This is a genomic window from Ktedonobacteraceae bacterium (genome assembly GCA_035653615.1).
In the GTDB taxonomy this organism is placed as follows: domain Bacteria; phylum Chloroflexota; class Ktedonobacteria; order Ktedonobacterales; family Ktedonobacteraceae; genus DASRBN01.
On record DASRBN010000018.1, the window covers coordinates 1 to 17,538 of the forward strand.

Annotated in this window: 20 protein-coding genes; 19 read left to right on the forward strand and 1 reads right to left on the reverse strand. The window is 54.9% G+C overall.

Features of this window, described 5'->3' with window-relative positions; all coding sequences use genetic code 11:
* From tuf to VFA09_09370, 11 genes are all read left to right on the forward strand, one after another.
* Positions 1-138 (forward strand): elongation factor Tu (gene tuf / locus VFA09_09320; GenBank protein HZU67467.1); only part of this gene is annotated, 138 nt, incomplete at its 5' end.
* Between the two features lie 87 nt (positions 139-225).
* Positions 226-396, forward strand: coding sequence for a 50S ribosomal protein L33 (rpmG, locus tag VFA09_09325; protein ID HZU67468.1), 171 nt, complete (start codon positions 226-228; stop codon positions 394-396).
* A gap of 53 nt (positions 397-449) precedes the next feature.
* On the forward strand, positions 450-881 hold the full coding sequence (secE, locus tag VFA09_09330; protein ID HZU67469.1) for a preprotein translocase subunit SecE: 432 nt from the start codon (positions 450-452) through the stop codon (positions 879-881).
* Between the two features lie 174 nt (positions 882-1,055).
* Positions 1,056-1,565: a transcription termination/antitermination protein NusG gene (nusG, locus tag VFA09_09335; GenBank protein ID HZU67470.1), complete on the forward strand. Its 510-nt coding sequence runs from the start codon at positions 1,056-1,058 to the stop codon at positions 1,563-1,565.
* A gap of 61 nt (positions 1,566-1,626) precedes the next feature.
* Positions 1,627-2,049: a 50S ribosomal protein L11 gene (rplK, locus tag VFA09_09340; protein HZU67471.1), complete on the forward strand. Its 423-nt coding sequence runs from the start codon at positions 1,627-1,629 to the stop codon at positions 2,047-2,049.
* A 132-nt stretch (positions 2,050-2,181) separates the two neighbouring features.
* On the forward strand, positions 2,182-2,889 hold the full coding sequence (gene rplA / locus VFA09_09345; protein HZU67472.1) for a 50S ribosomal protein L1: 708 nt from the start codon (positions 2,182-2,184) through the stop codon (positions 2,887-2,889).
* A 291-nt stretch (positions 2,890-3,180) separates the two neighbouring features.
* Entirely contained in the window at positions 3,181-3,726 is a 546-nt protein-coding gene (gene rplJ / locus VFA09_09350; GenBank protein ID HZU67473.1) for a 50S ribosomal protein L10, read from the forward strand.
* 102 nt (positions 3,727-3,828) lie between these two features.
* Complete coding sequence (gene rplL, locus VFA09_09355) at positions 3,829-4,215, forward strand: 50S ribosomal protein L7/L12 (GenBank protein HZU67474.1); 387 nt, start codon at positions 3,829-3,831, stop codon at positions 4,213-4,215.
* A 148-nt stretch (positions 4,216-4,363) separates the two neighbouring features.
* Positions 4,364-4,633 (forward strand): 30S ribosomal protein S15, encoded by a 270-nt coding sequence (gene rpsO / locus VFA09_09360; GenBank protein ID HZU67475.1) that lies wholly within the window; start codon positions 4,364-4,366, stop codon positions 4,631-4,633.
* A gap of 441 nt (positions 4,634-5,074) precedes the next feature.
* Complete coding sequence (locus VFA09_09365; GenBank protein ID HZU67476.1) at positions 5,075-7,519, forward strand: polyribonucleotide nucleotidyltransferase; 2,445 nt, start codon at positions 5,075-5,077, stop codon at positions 7,517-7,519.
* A gap of 169 nt (positions 7,520-7,688) precedes the next feature.
* Positions 7,689-8,327: a uracil-DNA glycosylase gene (locus tag VFA09_09370; GenBank protein HZU67477.1), complete on the forward strand. Its 639-nt coding sequence runs from the start codon at positions 7,689-7,691 to the stop codon at positions 8,325-8,327.
* An 80-nt stretch (positions 8,328-8,407) separates the two neighbouring features.
* Here VFA09_09370 and VFA09_09375 read toward each other — a convergent pair whose 3' ends face one another.
* Positions 8,408-9,379: an alpha/beta fold hydrolase gene (locus VFA09_09375; protein ID HZU67478.1), complete on the reverse strand. Its 972-nt coding sequence runs from the start codon at positions 9,377-9,379 to the stop codon at positions 8,408-8,410.
* 513 nt (positions 9,380-9,892) lie between these two features.
* Here VFA09_09375 and VFA09_09380 point away from each other — a divergent pair.
* The 8 genes from VFA09_09380 (at position 9,893) to VFA09_09415 (ending at position 17,463) form a co-directional block, all read left to right on the forward strand.
* The gene (locus VFA09_09380; protein ID HZU67479.1) at positions 9,893-10,819 is read left to right on the forward strand and encodes a phosphate ABC transporter substrate-binding protein; all 927 of its coding nucleotides are present in this window, start codon (positions 9,893-9,895) and stop codon (positions 10,817-10,819) included.
* 53 nt (positions 10,820-10,872) lie between these two features.
* Positions 10,873-11,895, forward strand: coding sequence for a phosphate ABC transporter permease subunit PstC (gene pstC / locus VFA09_09385; GenBank protein ID HZU67480.1), 1,023 nt, complete (start codon positions 10,873-10,875; stop codon positions 11,893-11,895).
* On the forward strand, positions 11,892-12,839 hold the full coding sequence (pstA, locus tag VFA09_09390) for a phosphate ABC transporter permease PstA (GenBank protein ID HZU67481.1): 948 nt from the start codon (positions 11,892-11,894) through the stop codon (positions 12,837-12,839). Before pstC ends, pstA begins: the two co-directional genes overlap by 4 nt.
* 24 nt (positions 12,840-12,863) lie before the next feature.
* On the forward strand, positions 12,864-13,088 hold the full coding sequence (locus tag VFA09_09395; GenBank protein ID HZU67482.1) for a hypothetical protein: 225 nt from the start codon (positions 12,864-12,866) through the stop codon (positions 13,086-13,088).
* 85 nt (positions 13,089-13,173) lie between these two features.
* Positions 13,174-14,073, forward strand: coding sequence for a phosphate ABC transporter ATP-binding protein PstB (gene pstB / locus VFA09_09400; GenBank protein HZU67483.1), 900 nt, complete (start codon positions 13,174-13,176; stop codon positions 14,071-14,073).
* A 16-nt stretch (positions 14,074-14,089) separates the two neighbouring features.
* The gene (locus VFA09_09405; GenBank protein ID HZU67484.1) at positions 14,090-14,824 is read left to right on the forward strand and encodes a response regulator transcription factor; all 735 of its coding nucleotides are present in this window, start codon (positions 14,090-14,092) and stop codon (positions 14,822-14,824) included.
* Positions 14,825-14,897: 73 nt separating this feature from the next.
* The gene (locus VFA09_09410; GenBank protein ID HZU67485.1) at positions 14,898-15,770 is read left to right on the forward strand and encodes a PHP domain-containing protein; all 873 of its coding nucleotides are present in this window, start codon (positions 14,898-14,900) and stop codon (positions 15,768-15,770) included.
* Positions 15,771-16,113: 343 nt separating this feature from the next.
* Positions 16,114-17,463 (forward strand): MFS transporter, encoded by a 1,350-nt coding sequence (locus tag VFA09_09415; GenBank protein HZU67486.1) that lies wholly within the window; start codon positions 16,114-16,116, stop codon positions 17,461-17,463.
* The last annotated feature ends 75 nt before the right edge of the window (positions 17,464-17,538 follow it).

The window sequence follows — 17,538 nt, forward strand, 5'->3', positions numbered from 1 at the left end:
ATGGTGATGCCCGGCGATCACATCGACATGACGGTGGAGTTGATCCAGCCAGTGGCGATGGAAGAGGGCGTCAAGTTTGCCATTCGTGAGGGTGGTCGAACCGTGGGCGCTGGCATCTGCACCAGGGTCGAGAGCTAAGCAGAGCGTTTGGAATTTGTAGGTGTACCACACGCGTTTTATTAAACGGGGTACACCTATACATTTCAAGTGGAAAGGCGGAAAAGGATGGCGAGTAAAGGTAAAGAGAATCGCATCGTTGCCACATTAGCCTGCACCGTTTGCAAGCAGCGTAACTATGCGACCTCGAAGAATAAGAAGAATAATCCTGAGCGTCTTGAACTCAGGAAGTTTTGTCCTACCTGCCGTGTGCATACTGCCCACCGCGAAACCAAGTGATAGTAGTGTGATAGTATAAAAATACGGTCACTACTGATCGAGAAAGGTCGAACGTGGCAAATAAAATGGCTGACAAAAAGAAAAACGCTAGCCAGGGAGGAACAGTTCCCGCATCAGCGCGCAGCACAGAGAAAGAACAGAGCAAAGATACCAGAGCCGTAGCTCGTGAACGTGAAGACAAGGAACAGAGTAAAAGCTCCAGGGCAGCGGCCCGCGAAGAGCGCAAAGTGCGGGAAACGAAAACCGTGCGCAGTGCAAGTCCGAGCAAGCAGTCACCGGCCTCAACACGTTTTCGCAATAATCGTATTGTGCGTTTTGTACGTGAGGCTTACTACGAGCTACGCTATAAGGTCACCTGGCCTACTTTTGAAGAGGCCAGGAATATGACGTTTGTGGTAATTGTGCTGTCTGCCGCGGTCGGGCTTCTCCTGGGCTTAGCGGACCTGGGGCTTTTTCAACTCTTCAAGTTGATTACTGGCGGCTAGTCTTTCAATTCCAAACGGTAGGGACAGCGGCTGCTCCCTGTCCGCCTCAGGCTACAGGGAATGACGAGGGAAAATATCGTGGTTACTGAACATACCAATGAAGCCGGGCAGACGACGCCGGAGAGGGCAGAGCAGAAGCCTGACGCCAGCGCGGGTGAGCCTAAGTGGTACGCCATCCATACCTACTCGGGGTATGAGAATAAGGTGAAGAGCCACCTCGAAGCGCGCATCGCGTCGATGGATATGCGCAACAAAATCTTCCGCGTCATTGTGCCAATGGAGGAAGAGGTGGAGATCAAGCAGGGCCAGCGGCGAACTGTGCAGCGCAAGGTCTTCCCCGGCTATGTGCTGGTAGAGATGATCATGAGCGACGAAGCCTGGTATGTCGTGCGTAACACACCCGGTGTCACGAGTTTCGTTGGTTCTGGCACGCGCCCGGTCCCGCTTCAAGAGCATGAGATCAAGTCCATTCTGAAGCAGGTGACGAAGGAGACGGAGAAACCCAAGGCGAAGATCAGTTTCGCTAAAGGCCAGAGCGTGCGTGTCATTGATGGACCATTCACCGAATTTATTGGCACGGTCAGTGATATAAACATGGACCGCAATAAGGTGACTGTGCTGGTTTCGTTTTTTGGTCGTGAAACTCCGGTCGTTCTGGATTTTCTGCAGGTTGAGAAAATCTAAACCGGTGAGAATATCTGGCGGAAGCTGGGTGAGGGTGAATTAAACAGGAGTGTGAAACAGTATGGCAAAACGTGTGAAAGCTGTAGTGAAGCTACAGATTCCGGCGGGAAAGGCCAATCCAGCGCCCCCCATCGGTACCGCGCTTGGTCCCCAGGGCGTCAACATCATGGCGTTCTGCAAGGAGTACAACGAGCGTACCGCCGGGCAGGTAGGCATGATTATTCCTGCCGAAATTACAATTTATGAAGATCGCTCATTTACATTTATTACCAAGACACCACCGGTGACCGATCTGTTAAAGAAGGCGGTCGGTGTCGAAAAAGGGTCTGCCACCCCCAATAAAGCAAAAGTTGGTACGATTAATCGCACGCAATTGCGCGAGATCGCTGAATTGAAGATGAAAGACCTCAATGTAATCGACATTGAGGGCGCCGAGCGCATGATTGAAGGAACGGCGCGCAGTATGGGCATTACGGTTGAGTAAGTAGGAACGCATTTATCGGAAATGCCTTCTCATTTCATCTATCAATTTGTTCGAGATACGTTAGAAACAAAAAAATAAGCATGCCCGAGAGTCACTGCGGTTATGCTGCCACAAGGAGGGCTAATAAAGAGTATGGCAAAGCACGGAAAAAAGTACCGCGAGGTAGAGAAGCTCGTTGATAGGGAGAAACTCTACCAACCTGAAGAAGCTGTTTCACTGCTCAAGCGCATAAACTATGTAAAGTTTGATCCGACCGTCGAGGTTCACATGAAGCTCGGCGTCGATCCGCGTCACGCGGACCAGATGGTGCGTGGCACGGCAATGTTACCTGCCGGTACCGGAAAAGATGTGAAGGTCCTGGTCTTCGCGCAGGGCGAGAAAGCCGCCGAGGCGGAAGCTGCCGGCGCGGATTTTGTAGGCCTGGATGACCTGATCAAGCGGATTGAAGAAGACTGGTTCGGTTTTGATGTGGCGATTGCGACCCCCGACGTGATGGGCAAGGTTGGTCGCCTCGGTAAGAAGCTCGGCCCGCGCGGTTTGATGCCCAGCCCAAAAGCCGGTACCATCACATTTGATATCGCCAGGACGGTGCGCGATGTAAAAGCTGGCCGCGTAGAATTTCGCGTCGATAAGACGGCCCTGCTGCATATCCCTGCTGGCAAGCTCTCGTTCAGCGAGGATGCGCTGATGGCGAACCTGGCATCGGTTGTGGACGCGGTTGTACGCGCCAGGCCGACCGGGGCCAAGGGAACCTACGTCAAAAGCGTAGTATTATCATCGACAATGTCGCCCAGCGTCCGGCTGGATGTTCCGGCGGCGCTCGCTTTGAAACCATCCTGATAAAAAAATAATACAATAAACGGGGAATATCCCAGGCACTCGTAACCGGAGACAGCAAGTATGCCACAGGCATGTAAATAGCGCTCTTGCGCTGGCTTGCCGAGGGAACGTATAAAGTAAAAAGTTCGGTATGATGATGGACAGAACAGGCTAACGCGCCGCTGTTCGCCCTGAATCGCAATACCGGATTAACAACATACGATCTTCATGCAGCCTCCGGTTCAAATCGAAGGCTGCATTTGTTTGTATAGAAGATTTAGCCATCTTGCAGGAAAGGAGGAAGAAGGGTAGATGCCTACACAGGCGAAAGCAGAGAAGATTGATGAATTGGCCGAAAAATTGAGCCGTGCGGCAGTGGCAATACTGGTGCAGACCCAGGGCCTGAACGTCAAGGACATGAATGACCTGCGCAGTAAAATGCGCGCTGCGAAAATCGAATTCCAGATTGCCAAGAATACGCTCCTGCGAATTGCTACCGAGCGCAACAATATGGTCAATGTGGACAAGAGTATCTTTAACGGTCAAACTGCCGTGGCTTTTGGCTATGATGACGAGGTAGCGGCGGCTAAAGCGGTAGCAGACTACATCCGCGGCTCCAGAATAGCACAACTCAAATCGGCTATTCTTGGCGGACGCACATTGACGGCCGAGCAGGTCGAAAACCTGGCCAGGATGCCGGGTGGGAAAAATAACGCGAAGGCCCAGGTCGTCGGGGTCATTCAAGGCCCTATGGCCACAGCGTATAGTCTATTCAGCGCGCCACTGCGCGATTTGTGTTATGTAATTCAGGCACGTGCCGATCAGCTGAATGCAGGCGAAACGGCCCAGGCCGAGTAATTCAAGTAGTCAAGCGTTTGAACGCAGATCCCCAGGCAGCAATCGGATAAGAAAAAAAGCGCGAGCCTGGGATGCTAACAAAACAAAAGGAGAAGCAAAAACATGTCTGTCGATAACATTATTGCCGAAATTGAGCAGTTGAACGTTCTCGAACTGGTCCAACTGACCAAAACGTTACAAGAAAAGTGGGGCGTCAGCGCCGCGCCTGTAGCCGCCGCTGCTGCCGCGCCCGTGGCCGCCGCCGAAGCCGCGCCTGCCGCAGCTCCGGTTGAAGAAAAGACCGAATTCGACGCCATCCTCACAGATGTCGGTCCGAACAAAATCAACGTCATTAAAGTTGTGCGCGAATTGACCGGCCTGGGCCTGAAAGAGGCGAAGGCTGTCGTCGACGAAGCGCCCAAGGCCATCAAAGAGGGCGTCTCCAAGGAAGAGGCCGAGAAGATCGCCCAGAAGATGGAAGAGGTCGGCGCAAAGGTCACTATCAAGTAGTTTGAAATGGGGGCGCGAATCAATTGCGCTCCCATCCTTTGCATGTTATAATGCGTGCATACTTACGTCTGGTTGAAGTCAGGATATCTCCCGCAAGAGATATCCGTCTATGCTATGTGCGCATGTACACAGGAGGTCTTGAAGAAACGTGTCGTTAACGACTGAAGAAAAGGCGGAAATCATCACGAATTCCCGCGTTCACGAATCTGATACAGGTTCACCCGAGGTGCAAGTGTCGATCCTGACCCGGCGCATCAATCAGTTGACCGAACACCTCAAAGTTCACAAACATGACCTGCATTCGCGCCGCGGTCTGATGATGATGGTTGGCCAGCGTCGCAGGCTTCTGGCTTATCTAAGCAGGAAAAGCCCGGAACGCTATCGCGCGCTCATCGCAAAACTTGGATTGCGCCACTAGATTGAAGTCGTGTTGGGAGCGGTCGGGGCGAGGCGTTCTGGCAAACGTCGCATTTTTAGCCGGCCGCCACGCAGGTTCTGCGGTTCATTTTCTCCCACCGCATGAACATATGCATTGTGTTGAAGAGCAATAGAATTAAACGACCAGGACAACAAAGGTAAGAGCTATTCCCCCCTCGTGGGCGAGTACGAGAGGCCGCCCCTAGAGTCTATTCACCAGGTGAAGCCACAAGGGTTTGAAGAGTGCAAAAGGCAGAGCAGAATAGAGAAGAAAAAAATAGTACAAGACCCCTACAAGGATTGTAAGAGGAAACAAACGAGCAGGGGCAGTTAGTTGTTAAGTAAAGGCCCCCTTTTGAATGGGCGCGGAAACCCAAACCCTACAAGACCTCAAGAGAGGCCGCAGTGTAATGTACGGGGGCAGTAGAAGTCCGGAGGAATTATGATTCACCGTCAAGAAGCCGTCATCGGTGGCCGCGTCATGAGCATTGAGACCGGCCGCGTGGCGGAGCAAGCAAACGGAGCTGTTTTAGTACGCTATGGCGATACGGTTATCCTGGCCACAGCTGTTGGCAGCAACGAGCCTCGCGAAGGCATCGATTTTTTCCCATTAACTGTTGATGTAGAAGAGCGTATGTATGCCGCCGGAAAAATCCCCGGCGGGTTTATCAAACGAGAAGGGCGTGCCTCAGAACATGCCATTCTCGCCTGCCGCCTCGCAGACCGCCCTCTGCGCCCCTTGTTCCCCAAGGGTTATCGCAATGATGTGCAGATCGTAATTACCGTACTTTCTGCGGATCAAGAGAACGACCCCGATATTATGGGCATTGTTGGCGCGTCGGCGGCTCTCAGTGTATCGGATATCCCTTTCGCCGGGCCCGTGGGTGCCGTGCGCGTCGGCTATATCGATGACCACCTGGTAATCAATCCGCTGGAATCCCAGATGGAGCAGTCACGGCTAGACCTGGCGATTGCCGGTACGGCAGACGCGGTCATGATGGTCGAGGCCGGCGCCAAAGAGCTGCCTGAGGACCTGATGCTGGAAGCGGTACGCTTTGGCCAGGAGGCGCTGCAAGATATTATCAAGATGCAGGAGAAGTTGATGCAGGCGGTCAATGTCGCCAAGCGTCCATTTGAGGCTCCCCCAGTTGATGAAGCCTTGCAGGTAAAGGTGGCCGAGTTTGTACGCCCGCGTTTTGATGAAGCGGTCAACAACGCGAACAAAACGGCACGTTCCGCGGCACTCAACATCGTGCAGGACGAGTTGATCGCCACCCTGGGCGCCGAGTATCCTGATCGCTTGAAGGATATTATCGCTTTCTACGAAAAGGAACTGAAGGCCTACGTTCGCAATAATATTCTGGATCATGGCGTTCGCCCTGATGGGCGCGACCTGAAGACTATTCGTCCGATCAGTTGTGAAGTCGGGTTGCTGCCGCGCACGCACGGTTCGGCGATTTTCACACGCGGGCAGACGCAGGTCTTGAGCGTGGTAACGCTCGGCTCCCCAGGTGAAGAACAGGTGCTGGATGGCCTGGGCCTCGGCGAGAGCAAGCGCTTTATGCACCACTATAACTTCCCGCCGTTCTCAACCGGCGAAACCAAGCCTCTACGCGGGCCGGGCCGCCGCGAAATCGGGCATGGCGCTCTGGCGGAACGGGCCATCGCGGCTGTCATTCCCTCGCAGGAAGAATTCCCTTACACCATTCGCGCGGTCTCCGATGTACTATCTTCCAACGGTTCGACCTCGATGGGTTCAGTCTGCGGCACGACGCTGGCGCTGATGGATGCGGGCGTGCCTATTCACGCTCCGGTCGCCGGTGTCGCCATGGGTCTGATTACCGGCGAGGGCGAGCGCAATGGCAAATGGGCCGTGCTGACCGATATCCAGGGTATCGAGGATGCCCTGGGCGATATGGACTTCAAGGTAGCCGGTACCGCGGACGGCGTCACGGCCCTGCAGATGGACATCAAGGTCAAGGGGATCACCTACGAGATTATGGCGAAGGCTCTGGAGCAGGCGCGCGAAGGCCGCATGTACATCATGGAGAAGATGCTCGATACCATCGATGCTCCCCGTGAGGAACTCTCGGAGTTCGCGCCGCGCATCCAGACAATCAAGATCAATCCCGATAAGATTGGCGCTGTCATTGGACCGGGCGGAAAAATGATCCGCAAGATTCAAGAAGAGAGCGGAGCGAAGATCGATATCGAGGATGATGGCTCGGTCAATATCTCGGCTAATTCGGGTGAGGCGATGCAGCAGGCTATGGATGCCGTGCGCGCTTTGACCGAAGAGGTTGAGGTCGGTCGCATCTATACCGGCACAGTTCGCCGCCTGGTGGATTTCGGCGCTTTCGTGGAGATTCTGCCGGGCAAAGAAGGTCTGGTGCGCACCTCGCAGCTGGCTGACTACCAGGTGATGAGGCCGGAGGATGTTGTTTCGGTGGGCGATGAGATCACCGTCATGGTGATCGAAGTTGATCCGCAAGGACGCATCAATCTGTCTCGCCGCGCCGCTCTAAGCGGTGAGATGCCCACTGCTTCCGAAATGGAGAGTGATCGCGGCCCGAGTCGCGGCCCGAGTCGCGGCGGTATGGGACGGCCTGGCGGTGGCAGCTATGGCGGCGGACGCCCTCGTGAAGGGTCGGCCCCCAGCCGTAGTAGTTACGGAGACCGCGGTGGCTACAATGACCGCGGCGGCAGTGGCGGTGGCTATAATGATCGCGGCGGGCGCAGCGGAGGCGGCTACGGAGATCGCGGCAATAGCGGCTACGGTGGACAGCGTCGACCGATGGGCCCTGGCACCACCGGACCTAATCGTGGCCCCGGCGGTCCGCGCCGCGAAGGCGGCTTTGGTCAGCGTCCTCCTGAGCGCCGCTGGTAGAGCCTGCCAGTATTACCGTTTTTCACGGTAAAATATGGAAAATACATGTAGGGGCGCAAAGTTTTGCGTCCCTCATCACTTTTGAAAAGACCTGTCATTCTGAGCAAGCGAAGAATCTCTCGCGGGCGCAAAGTTTTGCGTCCCTCATCACTTTTGAAAAGAGGCATCTATGTCGTCAGAGGAAATTCTGAAGGAGATCGCGGCGGAGGTCTCGACTTGTGCCAATTGCGATCTCTGCAAAGCCCGTACCAGGGCGGTACCCGGTGAGGGCAATCCCCACGCGAAAATCATGTTCATCGGCGAAGGCCCCGGTTATCAGGAAGACAAGCAAGGGCGCCCATTTGTCGGCCCCGCCGGTCAATTCCTGGACGAGCTACTCAAGAGTATTGATTTGAAGCGCCAGGACGTTTTTATCACCAACGTGGTAAAGTGCCGCCCGCCCGAAAATCGCGACCCCCATCCACAAGAGATTGAAGCCTGCAGCGATTATCTTACCCGGCAGATCGCCGCCATCAAACCGCAGGTGATCGTCACGCTTGGCCGTCATTCGATGGCGCGATTCTTCGGCAGTGAGAAGATCAGCGCTATTCACGGGCGCGCGCGCAAGGTCGATGGACAACTGGTCATCGCCATGTATCACCCGGCCGCCGGCCTGCACCAGGCCAGCCTGAAGGATACCATCCGCGCCGATTTTAAGAAAATCCCCACCATCATCGCCGAAGCCGAACGTTTAGAGGCCGAAGGCAAGATGAGGGCTGAACCTCCTAAGCCCAAAGAGGAACCACCGCAGCAGCTATCGCTGTTTTGAAGAAGAGAGGGATTGATCATGGCGAACTTACGGCTCTGCTGTAAGTTCGTCATGATCAATCCCTCTCTTCTTCAAAACAATTATTGAGTAACAGGCGCCCCCGCGAACTCTTTGACTAGAGCATTGAACTTGATGGCCTGCTCATCCTGGAGCTGCTCGCTCGCATTGTCGAATACGCGCGTTTCGATGCGCGGATTGACACGTTTGAAAGCCGCGCTTGCCTCGGACGCGGGCGATATATCCTCGCGTCCCCAGATCGCCATGACCGGCATCTGTAAACGCGCCAGCGGTTCGTAAACATCCATGTGCAGGTTGCCGCTCAAGAGCGAGGCCGCCGGGAAACGGCTATTGGATTGATGCGCGCTGCTGTAGACGTATTCTACCAGTTCATCGGTAATCAAGCCCGGGTTGTGATAGCCCTGGCGATCAAAATAGCCCTCGATTGCTCGCCGCGAGGTCAGGATGTTATAAAGGGACTGGCCGATAACCGGTGTGCGCAAGGCATACTTCAAAATGCCTGGCAGCAACCCTGGCAGGCTCTCCTCTAGTAACGATGTTGGCGGCGATACAAGTACGAGCCGCTCGAAAAGCTGCGGGCGGCGATACGCATTGGCGATAACGTAGGCGCAGGTCAGGCTGTGAGCAACAACCACGGTTGGGCGAGCAATGACCTCGCGCAGGAAATCGCCGATCAGGTCGGTAAAGGTCTCCGCGGTATAGTCAATCGATGGGCGGTCAGAGAGACCGAAGCCCAGCAGGTCGAGTACGTAGACGCGGTATTGCTCGGAGAGCGCGTCGACATTCTTGCGCCATTCAAAAGAGGACGCGCCAGGACCAAAACCATGAATAAGCAAAAGCGGCTTTGCCTCGCGGTTCCCCCTGACCTGATAAAATACGTCTCCATATTTCCATGGATAGCGCCGCTCCTCGCCTTTCAACGCTGTATCGAGTTCGCCTGCCTGTGACTCGGTAATTCTATTGAACACGGACAATACACCAAGGGTTCCTCCAACCACCAGCCCGGCGGTCAGCAACTTGCCTGTAACTTTCACTTTCTTTCTCCTAGCAGTAAGTTTTGTGTACGTAACGAAATAAGCAGCAACATCAGATTCTTCGCTGCGCTCAGAATGACATGCCCAGATCATGTCATTCTGAGCGCAGCGAAGAATCTCAAACCTCAACCCGGAATCTGTATAAGGCTTCCCCTACCATCATACGTAGGCCGTCAAATGGCGCTTAATGTAGAATGCCTTTTGTAATTTTCTCCAGGCGAGGAGATTACCCTTACCTTGCTGCACTTCCCCAGCAGTAGTATCTGAAAACCGCCTCGTAATATACCATGTGTCCCCAGGAAAATGCAAACACCGGTACCGGTTGGCAGCATCTTAACTTCTATAATTGACATATCCTTCAGGAAAAGTTTAACCAGGATTTAACAAGGCTTAACATATCCATAAAGCATAGTTAATCAGCCCATGATACGTTATGAGTGCGAAGGTAACAGGCGGTTAAATTCCCAGTTGCCACCAATATAAAGCAAGTAGATAGGTCTATTAGGAGGACCCATGACCAAACAATGGCGCATTTCACTTCTGTTAGGAGTGGCAATCGCAATCAGCATTATTATTGCAGCCTGTGGCGGCTCCGCTACCGGCAGCGGCGGCTCTACGCCCACCACAGGTTCGGGTAACTCGAGTAATTGCGTACAGGGAAGCATTACTGCTGCCGGGTCGACAGCGTTGATGCCGTTGGTACAGGCTGTGGCACAGAAATATGAAGCGCAATGCTCTGGCGCGAATATCACTGTACAGGGTGGTGGTAGTAAGACAGGCCTGGGCGAAGTTGAGGCCGGGTCTATTCAGATCGGTGACTCCGATGTCTTTGCCGCCTCGACTCAGAGCGACCTCGTTGATCACCAGGTAGCGGTTGTAACCTTTGTGCTGGACGTTAACCCGGACGTCACAGGCGTCACCAGCCTGACAAGCGCGCAGATTTTAAGCATCTATACAGGCAAAATATCGAACTGGAACCAGGTAGGTGGTCCCAATCTGCCCATCGTCGTCGTGAGCCGCCCGGTAACTTCGGGCACGCGCGCGACTTTCAAACAATACATCCTCAATGGTACCGCTGAGAGTCCCGCCAAAGCGACCAACCTGACCGCCGATAGCTCCCAGCTCGTCTTGCAGACGGTCGAACAGACCAGTGGCGCGATTGGCTACACCACGCTGGGTGATTCCGACAACCAGGGTTCAAAGATTGTCATTCTCAACATTGATGGCAATGCTCCCACGCCAGCCAATGTTGAGAACAATACCTACAAGTTCTGGAACATCGAGCACATGTATACCAAAGGCCAGCCGTCAGGACTTGCTGCCTCGTTCCTTACCTATATGACCGGTCCCGATGCTCAGGCCGCGGCAAGCGATCTGAAGTTCCTGCTTCTTAATCAGATGTCCTCGTCGGCCATCCAGGCTCACCAGCCCTCGTCCTAGGATGATTGGTAAAGTACGCCTGGAAACAAGTAGGGGCGAGGGTGGTGGTGGATATGCCTCGCCGCGGCCCGCTCCCGCCCCTACCGAACGCGCTGGCAAACGTAGCAGGAAAGGGAATAGATGTGCAAACACAATTGGAGTTGCAGAATGTACGAAGAGGCCATCTCTATGACCGCATCGCTCGAACCGTTTTCTTACTCTGTGCTATTCTGCTGGTTATAGTTATCGCCGGGATCTTCTTTTTTGTTGGCCAGAATGCGTTGCATCTCTTTTTTGAGCCGGGCGGAGCAACTTTCCCGGGCTTCTTTGGTGGTACCACCTGGGACCCGACCGGCGTAACCAGTGATAGTGGCATCCCTCAATATGGCGCATCAGGGCTGATCATAGGCTCGATCGTGATTACGTTCTTCTCGGTATTGATTGCTACCCCACTTGCGATTGGTGTCGCGCTCTTTTTCGTCGAGGTCAGTCCAGGATGGGCCATTAGATTCTTCCAACCTCTGCTGGAAATCTTCGTCGGCGTTCCTTCGGTGGTGATCGGTTTCCTTGGCCTCGTTGTGCTGGTGCCATTTATGACGAAGCTCGTCGCGCCCATAACCGGCAACAGCCCTGTCGGTGGTTTTGGATGGGCGGCGGCAATCATCGTGCTGGTCGTCATGATTGTACCCACGATTGCCAGTATCTCGATAGATGCTTTGCGCGCGGTACCTATGAGCGTGCGCGAGGCCAGCCTGGCGCTTGGTTCCACGCGCTGGCAAATGATGTCTAGAGCGGTGCTGCCGGCCGCGTTGCCTGCGCTGGCAACAGCAGTCGTATTCGGCATGGCCAGAGCAATCGGAGAGACGCTGGCAGTGGCAATGGTGCTGGGCGGTAGTGATATCCTGCCCTCGCACTTCGGCCTCGATACGTTCTTCCAGCCCAATACGAATATTACCCAGGCCATCCTGAACGAGTTCCCGGAAACGTATGGCGTTTCGCGCGATGCTTACTGGATGCTGGCTTTCGTCTTGCTGGTCATCTCTTTCCTTTTTATCTGCATCAGCCGCTACTTCGCCTCGAGGAGGGTTTATAGATGAGTACGCAGGTGGAACCAATCACCGCTGGGGAGCGGGCGTCGAATGCAGCGATGTCGCGCCTGCTACGCCGCCTGCATACCGGCAACAATATAGCGGTCGGCGTCATCTGGGCTGTGGCAATGCTGGTTGCGCTCATCTTCGTTGCCATCATCGTCGATCTCGTGATCCAGGGGTTTACAGCCAGATTGGGCAATACAGCCGTGCTGCTGAATCCAGATTTTTGGGGCGGGACTGAGTTTGGTATTGCCAGTGAAGTCTTCAATACCTTCTACATCCTGATCCTGACGGAGATATTCCTGGTTCCCATTGCCCTGGGAGCGGCCATTTACCTGGTCGAATATGCCAACCAGGGACCACTGGTTGCCGTCATTCGTTTTGCCGCCGAAACGCTGGCCGGTGTGCCCACGATTGTACTCGGTCTCTTCGGCTTTATCCTGTTTTCCGCGCAGTTCCAGCTACATATCAGCCGCCTGGCCGGGGCATTGACACTGCTCTGTCTCAATTTCCCTATCGCGCTGCGCCTGTTTGAGCAAGGCCTGACCGCTGTGCCGCGCGATTTGCGCGAAGGCAGCCTGGCGATGGGAGCAAGTAAGTGGCGCATGATTCGTACCGTTGTATTGCCATCCGCTTTGCCCGGCATTGTCACCGGAATCATTCTCTCGGCAGGCCGCATTATCGGTGAGACCGCGGCTATCGTCTTCACGATGGGCGAGACGAATCCTTTCAGCGGCGTCTTCACCCTGAACCCGCTCATCGCCAGCGATACACTGACAGTGCATATCTGGTACTTGAAGACCCAGGATATCCCGCCAGGGGTAACTGCCGCGGAGGCCAGCGCAATCGCGGCAGGATCCGCTGCTGTGCTTGTTGTGATCCTGTTAGTCATTAACATTGGTGCTCGGAGTATTGGCCGCGCCATTGAGCGCAGAATAACGGCTGCCTAGATCTGAAGCGAGGTTTTTACTATCATGAATGTTTCTACTGATGCCCAGGGAAACAGCAATATGATGCTTCCCGAAGGGGCCAATATCTTCTCTCGTAAAGTAGCGCGTAGCGGACACATTTCCTACGAGGGCCGGCCATACTTCATTAGTAAGGCACTCGCCGGTCGTTATATTCGCCTCGTGGTGCTGGCCGATCGTCTCATCGTCGACGCCTCTATCCCTTTGCATAAAGAGTATCCTTTAGCATAGGCTCGCATGAGAGGGAATTTCTCATTCAGGTACATTGAAGGTTATAATAAAGGTGGCCTCCCGCTAAGGGTTATCAGGAGGAAGAATGGATACTCGTATAAACAGATCGTCTCAATCAAAGCCGCTCGATGCAAATGCGGAAGATCAAAACGGGCCGGATACCAGCGTCATCGCGGAAACATCGCGCGAAGTGATGGGGCATTTTGATCCCACCAGGCATCTCAACCTCTCGGCTCCCAAAAAAATAGATGTGCAGCGCCTCGATTTCTGGTATGGCGCTAAGCAAGCCCTCTTTCAGGTCAGCATTCCTATACGCGAAAAGCAGGTCACGGCCTTGATCGGCCCTTCTGGCTGCGGCAAATCGACCTTTTTACGCACGCTCAACCGCATGAACGACCTGATCCCTGGTACACGTACCCAGGGCGCGGCAACTTTTGGCGGTCTCAATATCTATGGCAAATCAATCGATGTGGTTGCGTTACGCCAGCGCATCGGCATGGTCTTCCAGCGCCCCAATCCCTTTCCCAAGTCGATCTTCGAGAATGTGGCCTATGGCTTGCGCGTGCAGGGCAGACCAAATAAAGAGATCAAAGAGACGGTGGAAGAAAGCTTACGCGGTGCCGCCCTGTGGGATGAGGTCAAGGATCGCCTCAACACCTCGGCGCTCGGATTGTCGGGCGGGCAGCAGCAGCGCCTGTGCATTGCGCGCGCCCTGGCCGTACACCCTGAAGTGCTGCTGATGGATGAACCGGCTTCCGCGCTCGATCCCATCGCCACCCTGAAAATCGAAGAACTGATTACCGCACTGGCGAAGGATTACACCATCGTCATCGTCACGCATAACATGCAGCAGGCCGCGCGTGTCTCGCAATTCACCGGTTTCTTTCTTTCAGGCAAGATGATCGAATATGCTACCACTGTTGACCTCTTCGAGCATCCCAAACACAAAGAGACGGAAGATTATGTCAGCGGGCGATTCGGTTGATTAAGGAGAGACTATTGTGGCCCGTAAAATTCTCGTCGTAGATGACGAGCCTGTGCTCGTCGAAACGATTGCTTATAACCTCGAACAGGCCGGCTACACCGTCATAACGGTAGCCGACGGCGCCAGCGCATTAGAGGCCGCGCGGCGTGAAAAGCCTGATCTCATCATACTCGATTTGATGCTGCCCGAAATGGATGGCTTAGAGGTGTGCCGCCAGCTGCGCCGCGAGGGGAATACAGCCACTACGCCGATTATGATACTGACTGCCAAAAGCGAGGAGATCGATAAAGTTGTCGGCCTCGAAGTAGGGGCCGATGACTACGTGACAAAGCCCTTTGGCCGCCGCGAGTTGCTCGCACGCGTCCGCGCCTTGCTGCGTCGTACCGATTATGCCATCCCAGGTGAAGAGCGAGGAGCAAAAGAGATTTCCGGGGAAGTACCGCGTCCTGATCGCGAACTGGTCGCCGGTCCCCTGCGTATTGACCTCGCCGGCAGGCGCGTCTATTGCCGCGGCCAGGTCTTAGAATTGCAGCCCAAGCAGTTCGAATTGCTCACCTACCTCGTGCGCAACCGCGGCACCGTGCTGACGCGCGACCAGCTGTTGCACAACGTGTGGGGCTACGATTATGCGGGCGACACCCGCACCGTCGATGTGCATGTGCGCTGGCTGCGCGAGAAGCTCGAAGAAGACCCCGCCAACCCCCGCCTCATACAAACCGTGCGCGGCGTCGGCTATTGCTTCCGCTGGTAGCCGCCTTTCCCCTTGTGTGATACCATAGGAAGTAATCATAGATCATCTTGCTTTCTTCTAGAAGGAGCCAGTTTTGCAGCATTCAACCCAACAGGCACATCTTACCTTAGCACCTGACGCCCCCATTGACCTGCACATGCACACCAACTACAGCGATGGACGCTGGCCCGCCGAACAACTGATTGATTACCTGGTTGCCGAGGGGTTTGCCCTGGTAGCCGTGACCGACCATGATCGCGTCGACACAGTCGCCGGCATTCAGCAATTAGCCGCCCAGAAAGGATTGCCCGTGCTGGCCGGCGTCGAAATGAGTACGCAGTGGCACGACAAAATGGGCCATGTCCTTTGCTATGGCTTTGACCCGGCGCATAATTTCTTAAGCGACATCACCGAGAAGATTGTGCGACTGCAATTGGAGAATACCCTGCAGGTGCATGAGGAACTGCGCCGCAAAGGATACGAATTTCCGCGCCAGGCAGAGGTGCTGGCCGAAAATGGCGGCGAGCTGCGCCGCCCCGCCGATAATGGCCGCCTGCTGCGTCAACATGGCTATGCGCCAGACTGGCAAACCGCCTTACGCATGATTCGCGAGGCCGGCTTCCGTTCCATCCTGGCCGATATGGCCGAAACCGTCGACGCCGCCCATCGCAGTGGCGCCGTTTGCCTGATTGCCCATCCAGGTCGCAAGGAATCCAGCTTCACCTTCTACGATATCCCCCTGCTGGATCAGCTACGTGCCGAAGTTCCTCTCGATGGCATCGAAGTTTACCATCCCTACCACACGCCCGACATCATTGAAATGTACCTGGAATACGTGCGCAAGCACGATCTCCTGCTCAGCACAGGTTCCGACTCGCATGGCATCCCTGGGCGTATGCCGAATAAGCATCGTGCTGAGATCAGCCGCAAACTGCTGGAGCGCCTCGATGTCCATATAGAGCCTTAACGGGGATGATTCAAAGGGTGGTTTTATATATAGTAGAAAAGTATTCGCAGTAACCCTTTTCCAACCTTCTATTCTCATTTTAATTGTATCACCCTTGTCAAGTACCTCGCAACGTCCCTTTGGACGGTGTTTTTTGGCCGCGCCTTCTGTATACTTTGACACATAATCCGTAACTGGAAACCTGGGCATCCTGGTGATTTTGGACGACCGCATCGCGGAATACGCCGTCCTGTAGGGGCAGCGGCTTGTCCGTGTCCTCCTCGGGTTTTCTCGCCAGAATTCGCTGATTATCTTGTCAAATTCTATAAACATCGCCCGGTGTATATCAGAAGGGACAACAGACATGAAAAAACGCCCGCAGCATTTTCAGGAGCAACCTGTTCCTGAAAATGACTCAGAACGTCAAACACCTGCAATCATGCCACCAGAGCAGACGAAAAAAGGCCTGCTGCGTGCCTTTACCTCCTTACGCCATCGCAACTTTCGCCTCTACTGGTTTGGCCAGATGTTCTCGCTCATGGGCACCTCCATGCAAATGATCGGGCAGGCCTGGCTCGTGCTGCAGCTCACCCATAGTGCCTGGCAACTCGGCGTGGTTGGGGCGCTGGAAGCGTTCCCAATCCTGTTCTTCTCCCTTTTTGCCGGCGTCTTTGCCGACCGCTGGCCCAAACGACGCGTCATGTTGGCGACCCAAACGGCGGCTATGATCCAGGCTTTTGTGCTCTGGCTCCTGATCGTCACCGGTACCATTCAGATCTGGCATCTCTATATTCTGGCGCTGTTACTGGGATGCTCAAGTAGTCTTGGCAGGCCCGCAAGCCGCGCATTCGTCGTCGAAATGGTCGGGCGCGAAGACCTGCCCAACGCCTTTGCCCTCTATTTCTCGCTCTCCACCCTGGCGCGCATTGTCGGTCCTGGCCTTGGTGGCATCGTCATCGCCGCCGGTGGAATCTCCATCCTCTTTCTGCTGAACGCCCTCAGCTTTCTGGCCGTCATTATCGGCCTGGTCTTGATCAAGAGCTCCGAACTGTATACGCAGGCACCACGTGGCACGAATACGAGCGAGCGACAGAATACCTGGCACAACCTGGGCGAAGGCCTCGTCTATGTCTGGCGAGCCCCGGCAGTGCTATTGCTCATCCTCGTCGCCGGCCTCGTCTTGCTCTTCGGCTCCAACTTCAACGTCGTACTCCCCCTCTTCGCCACAAACATCCTGCATGTCGGAGCCACCGGCTTTGGCTTCCTCTCTGCCGCCACCGGTCTTGGCTCCCTGCTTTCAGCCCTCTGGCTCGCCTGGGGCAATCGCAGACCAACCATCCGTGGCGTCTTGACCGGCGCTTTGACCTTCGCAATCCTGGAGGCACTTTTCGCCCTCTCACCCCTCTATCCCTTATCGCTGCTGCTCATCGCCGGCGTCGGCTTCATGGAGAACGCCTTTGCCGCTCAGTCTCTGACTGCTCTGCAAACCGTTACTCCCAATCACTTAAGTGGGCGTGTCATGAGCGTGCAGGTACTCTCTTTCGACGGCAGTCTTCCACTGGGATATCTCCTCATGGGCTGGCTATCTGGTCTCTACGGACCCTCCATTGCACTGCTCATTGGGGCGCTTCTCTGCCTTGTGGTCACAGGAATCGGTTGGGTGTGGCGCAAACCGGCGGAGAAGAACTTTGCGAAATCGCCAGACTTTAGCTAATTGAGGCCTGGTCATAAATGCTCAGGCCTCTTTCGGGTTGGTGGACGCCTGCTCAAAGGCATGGTTTTTTCTCTT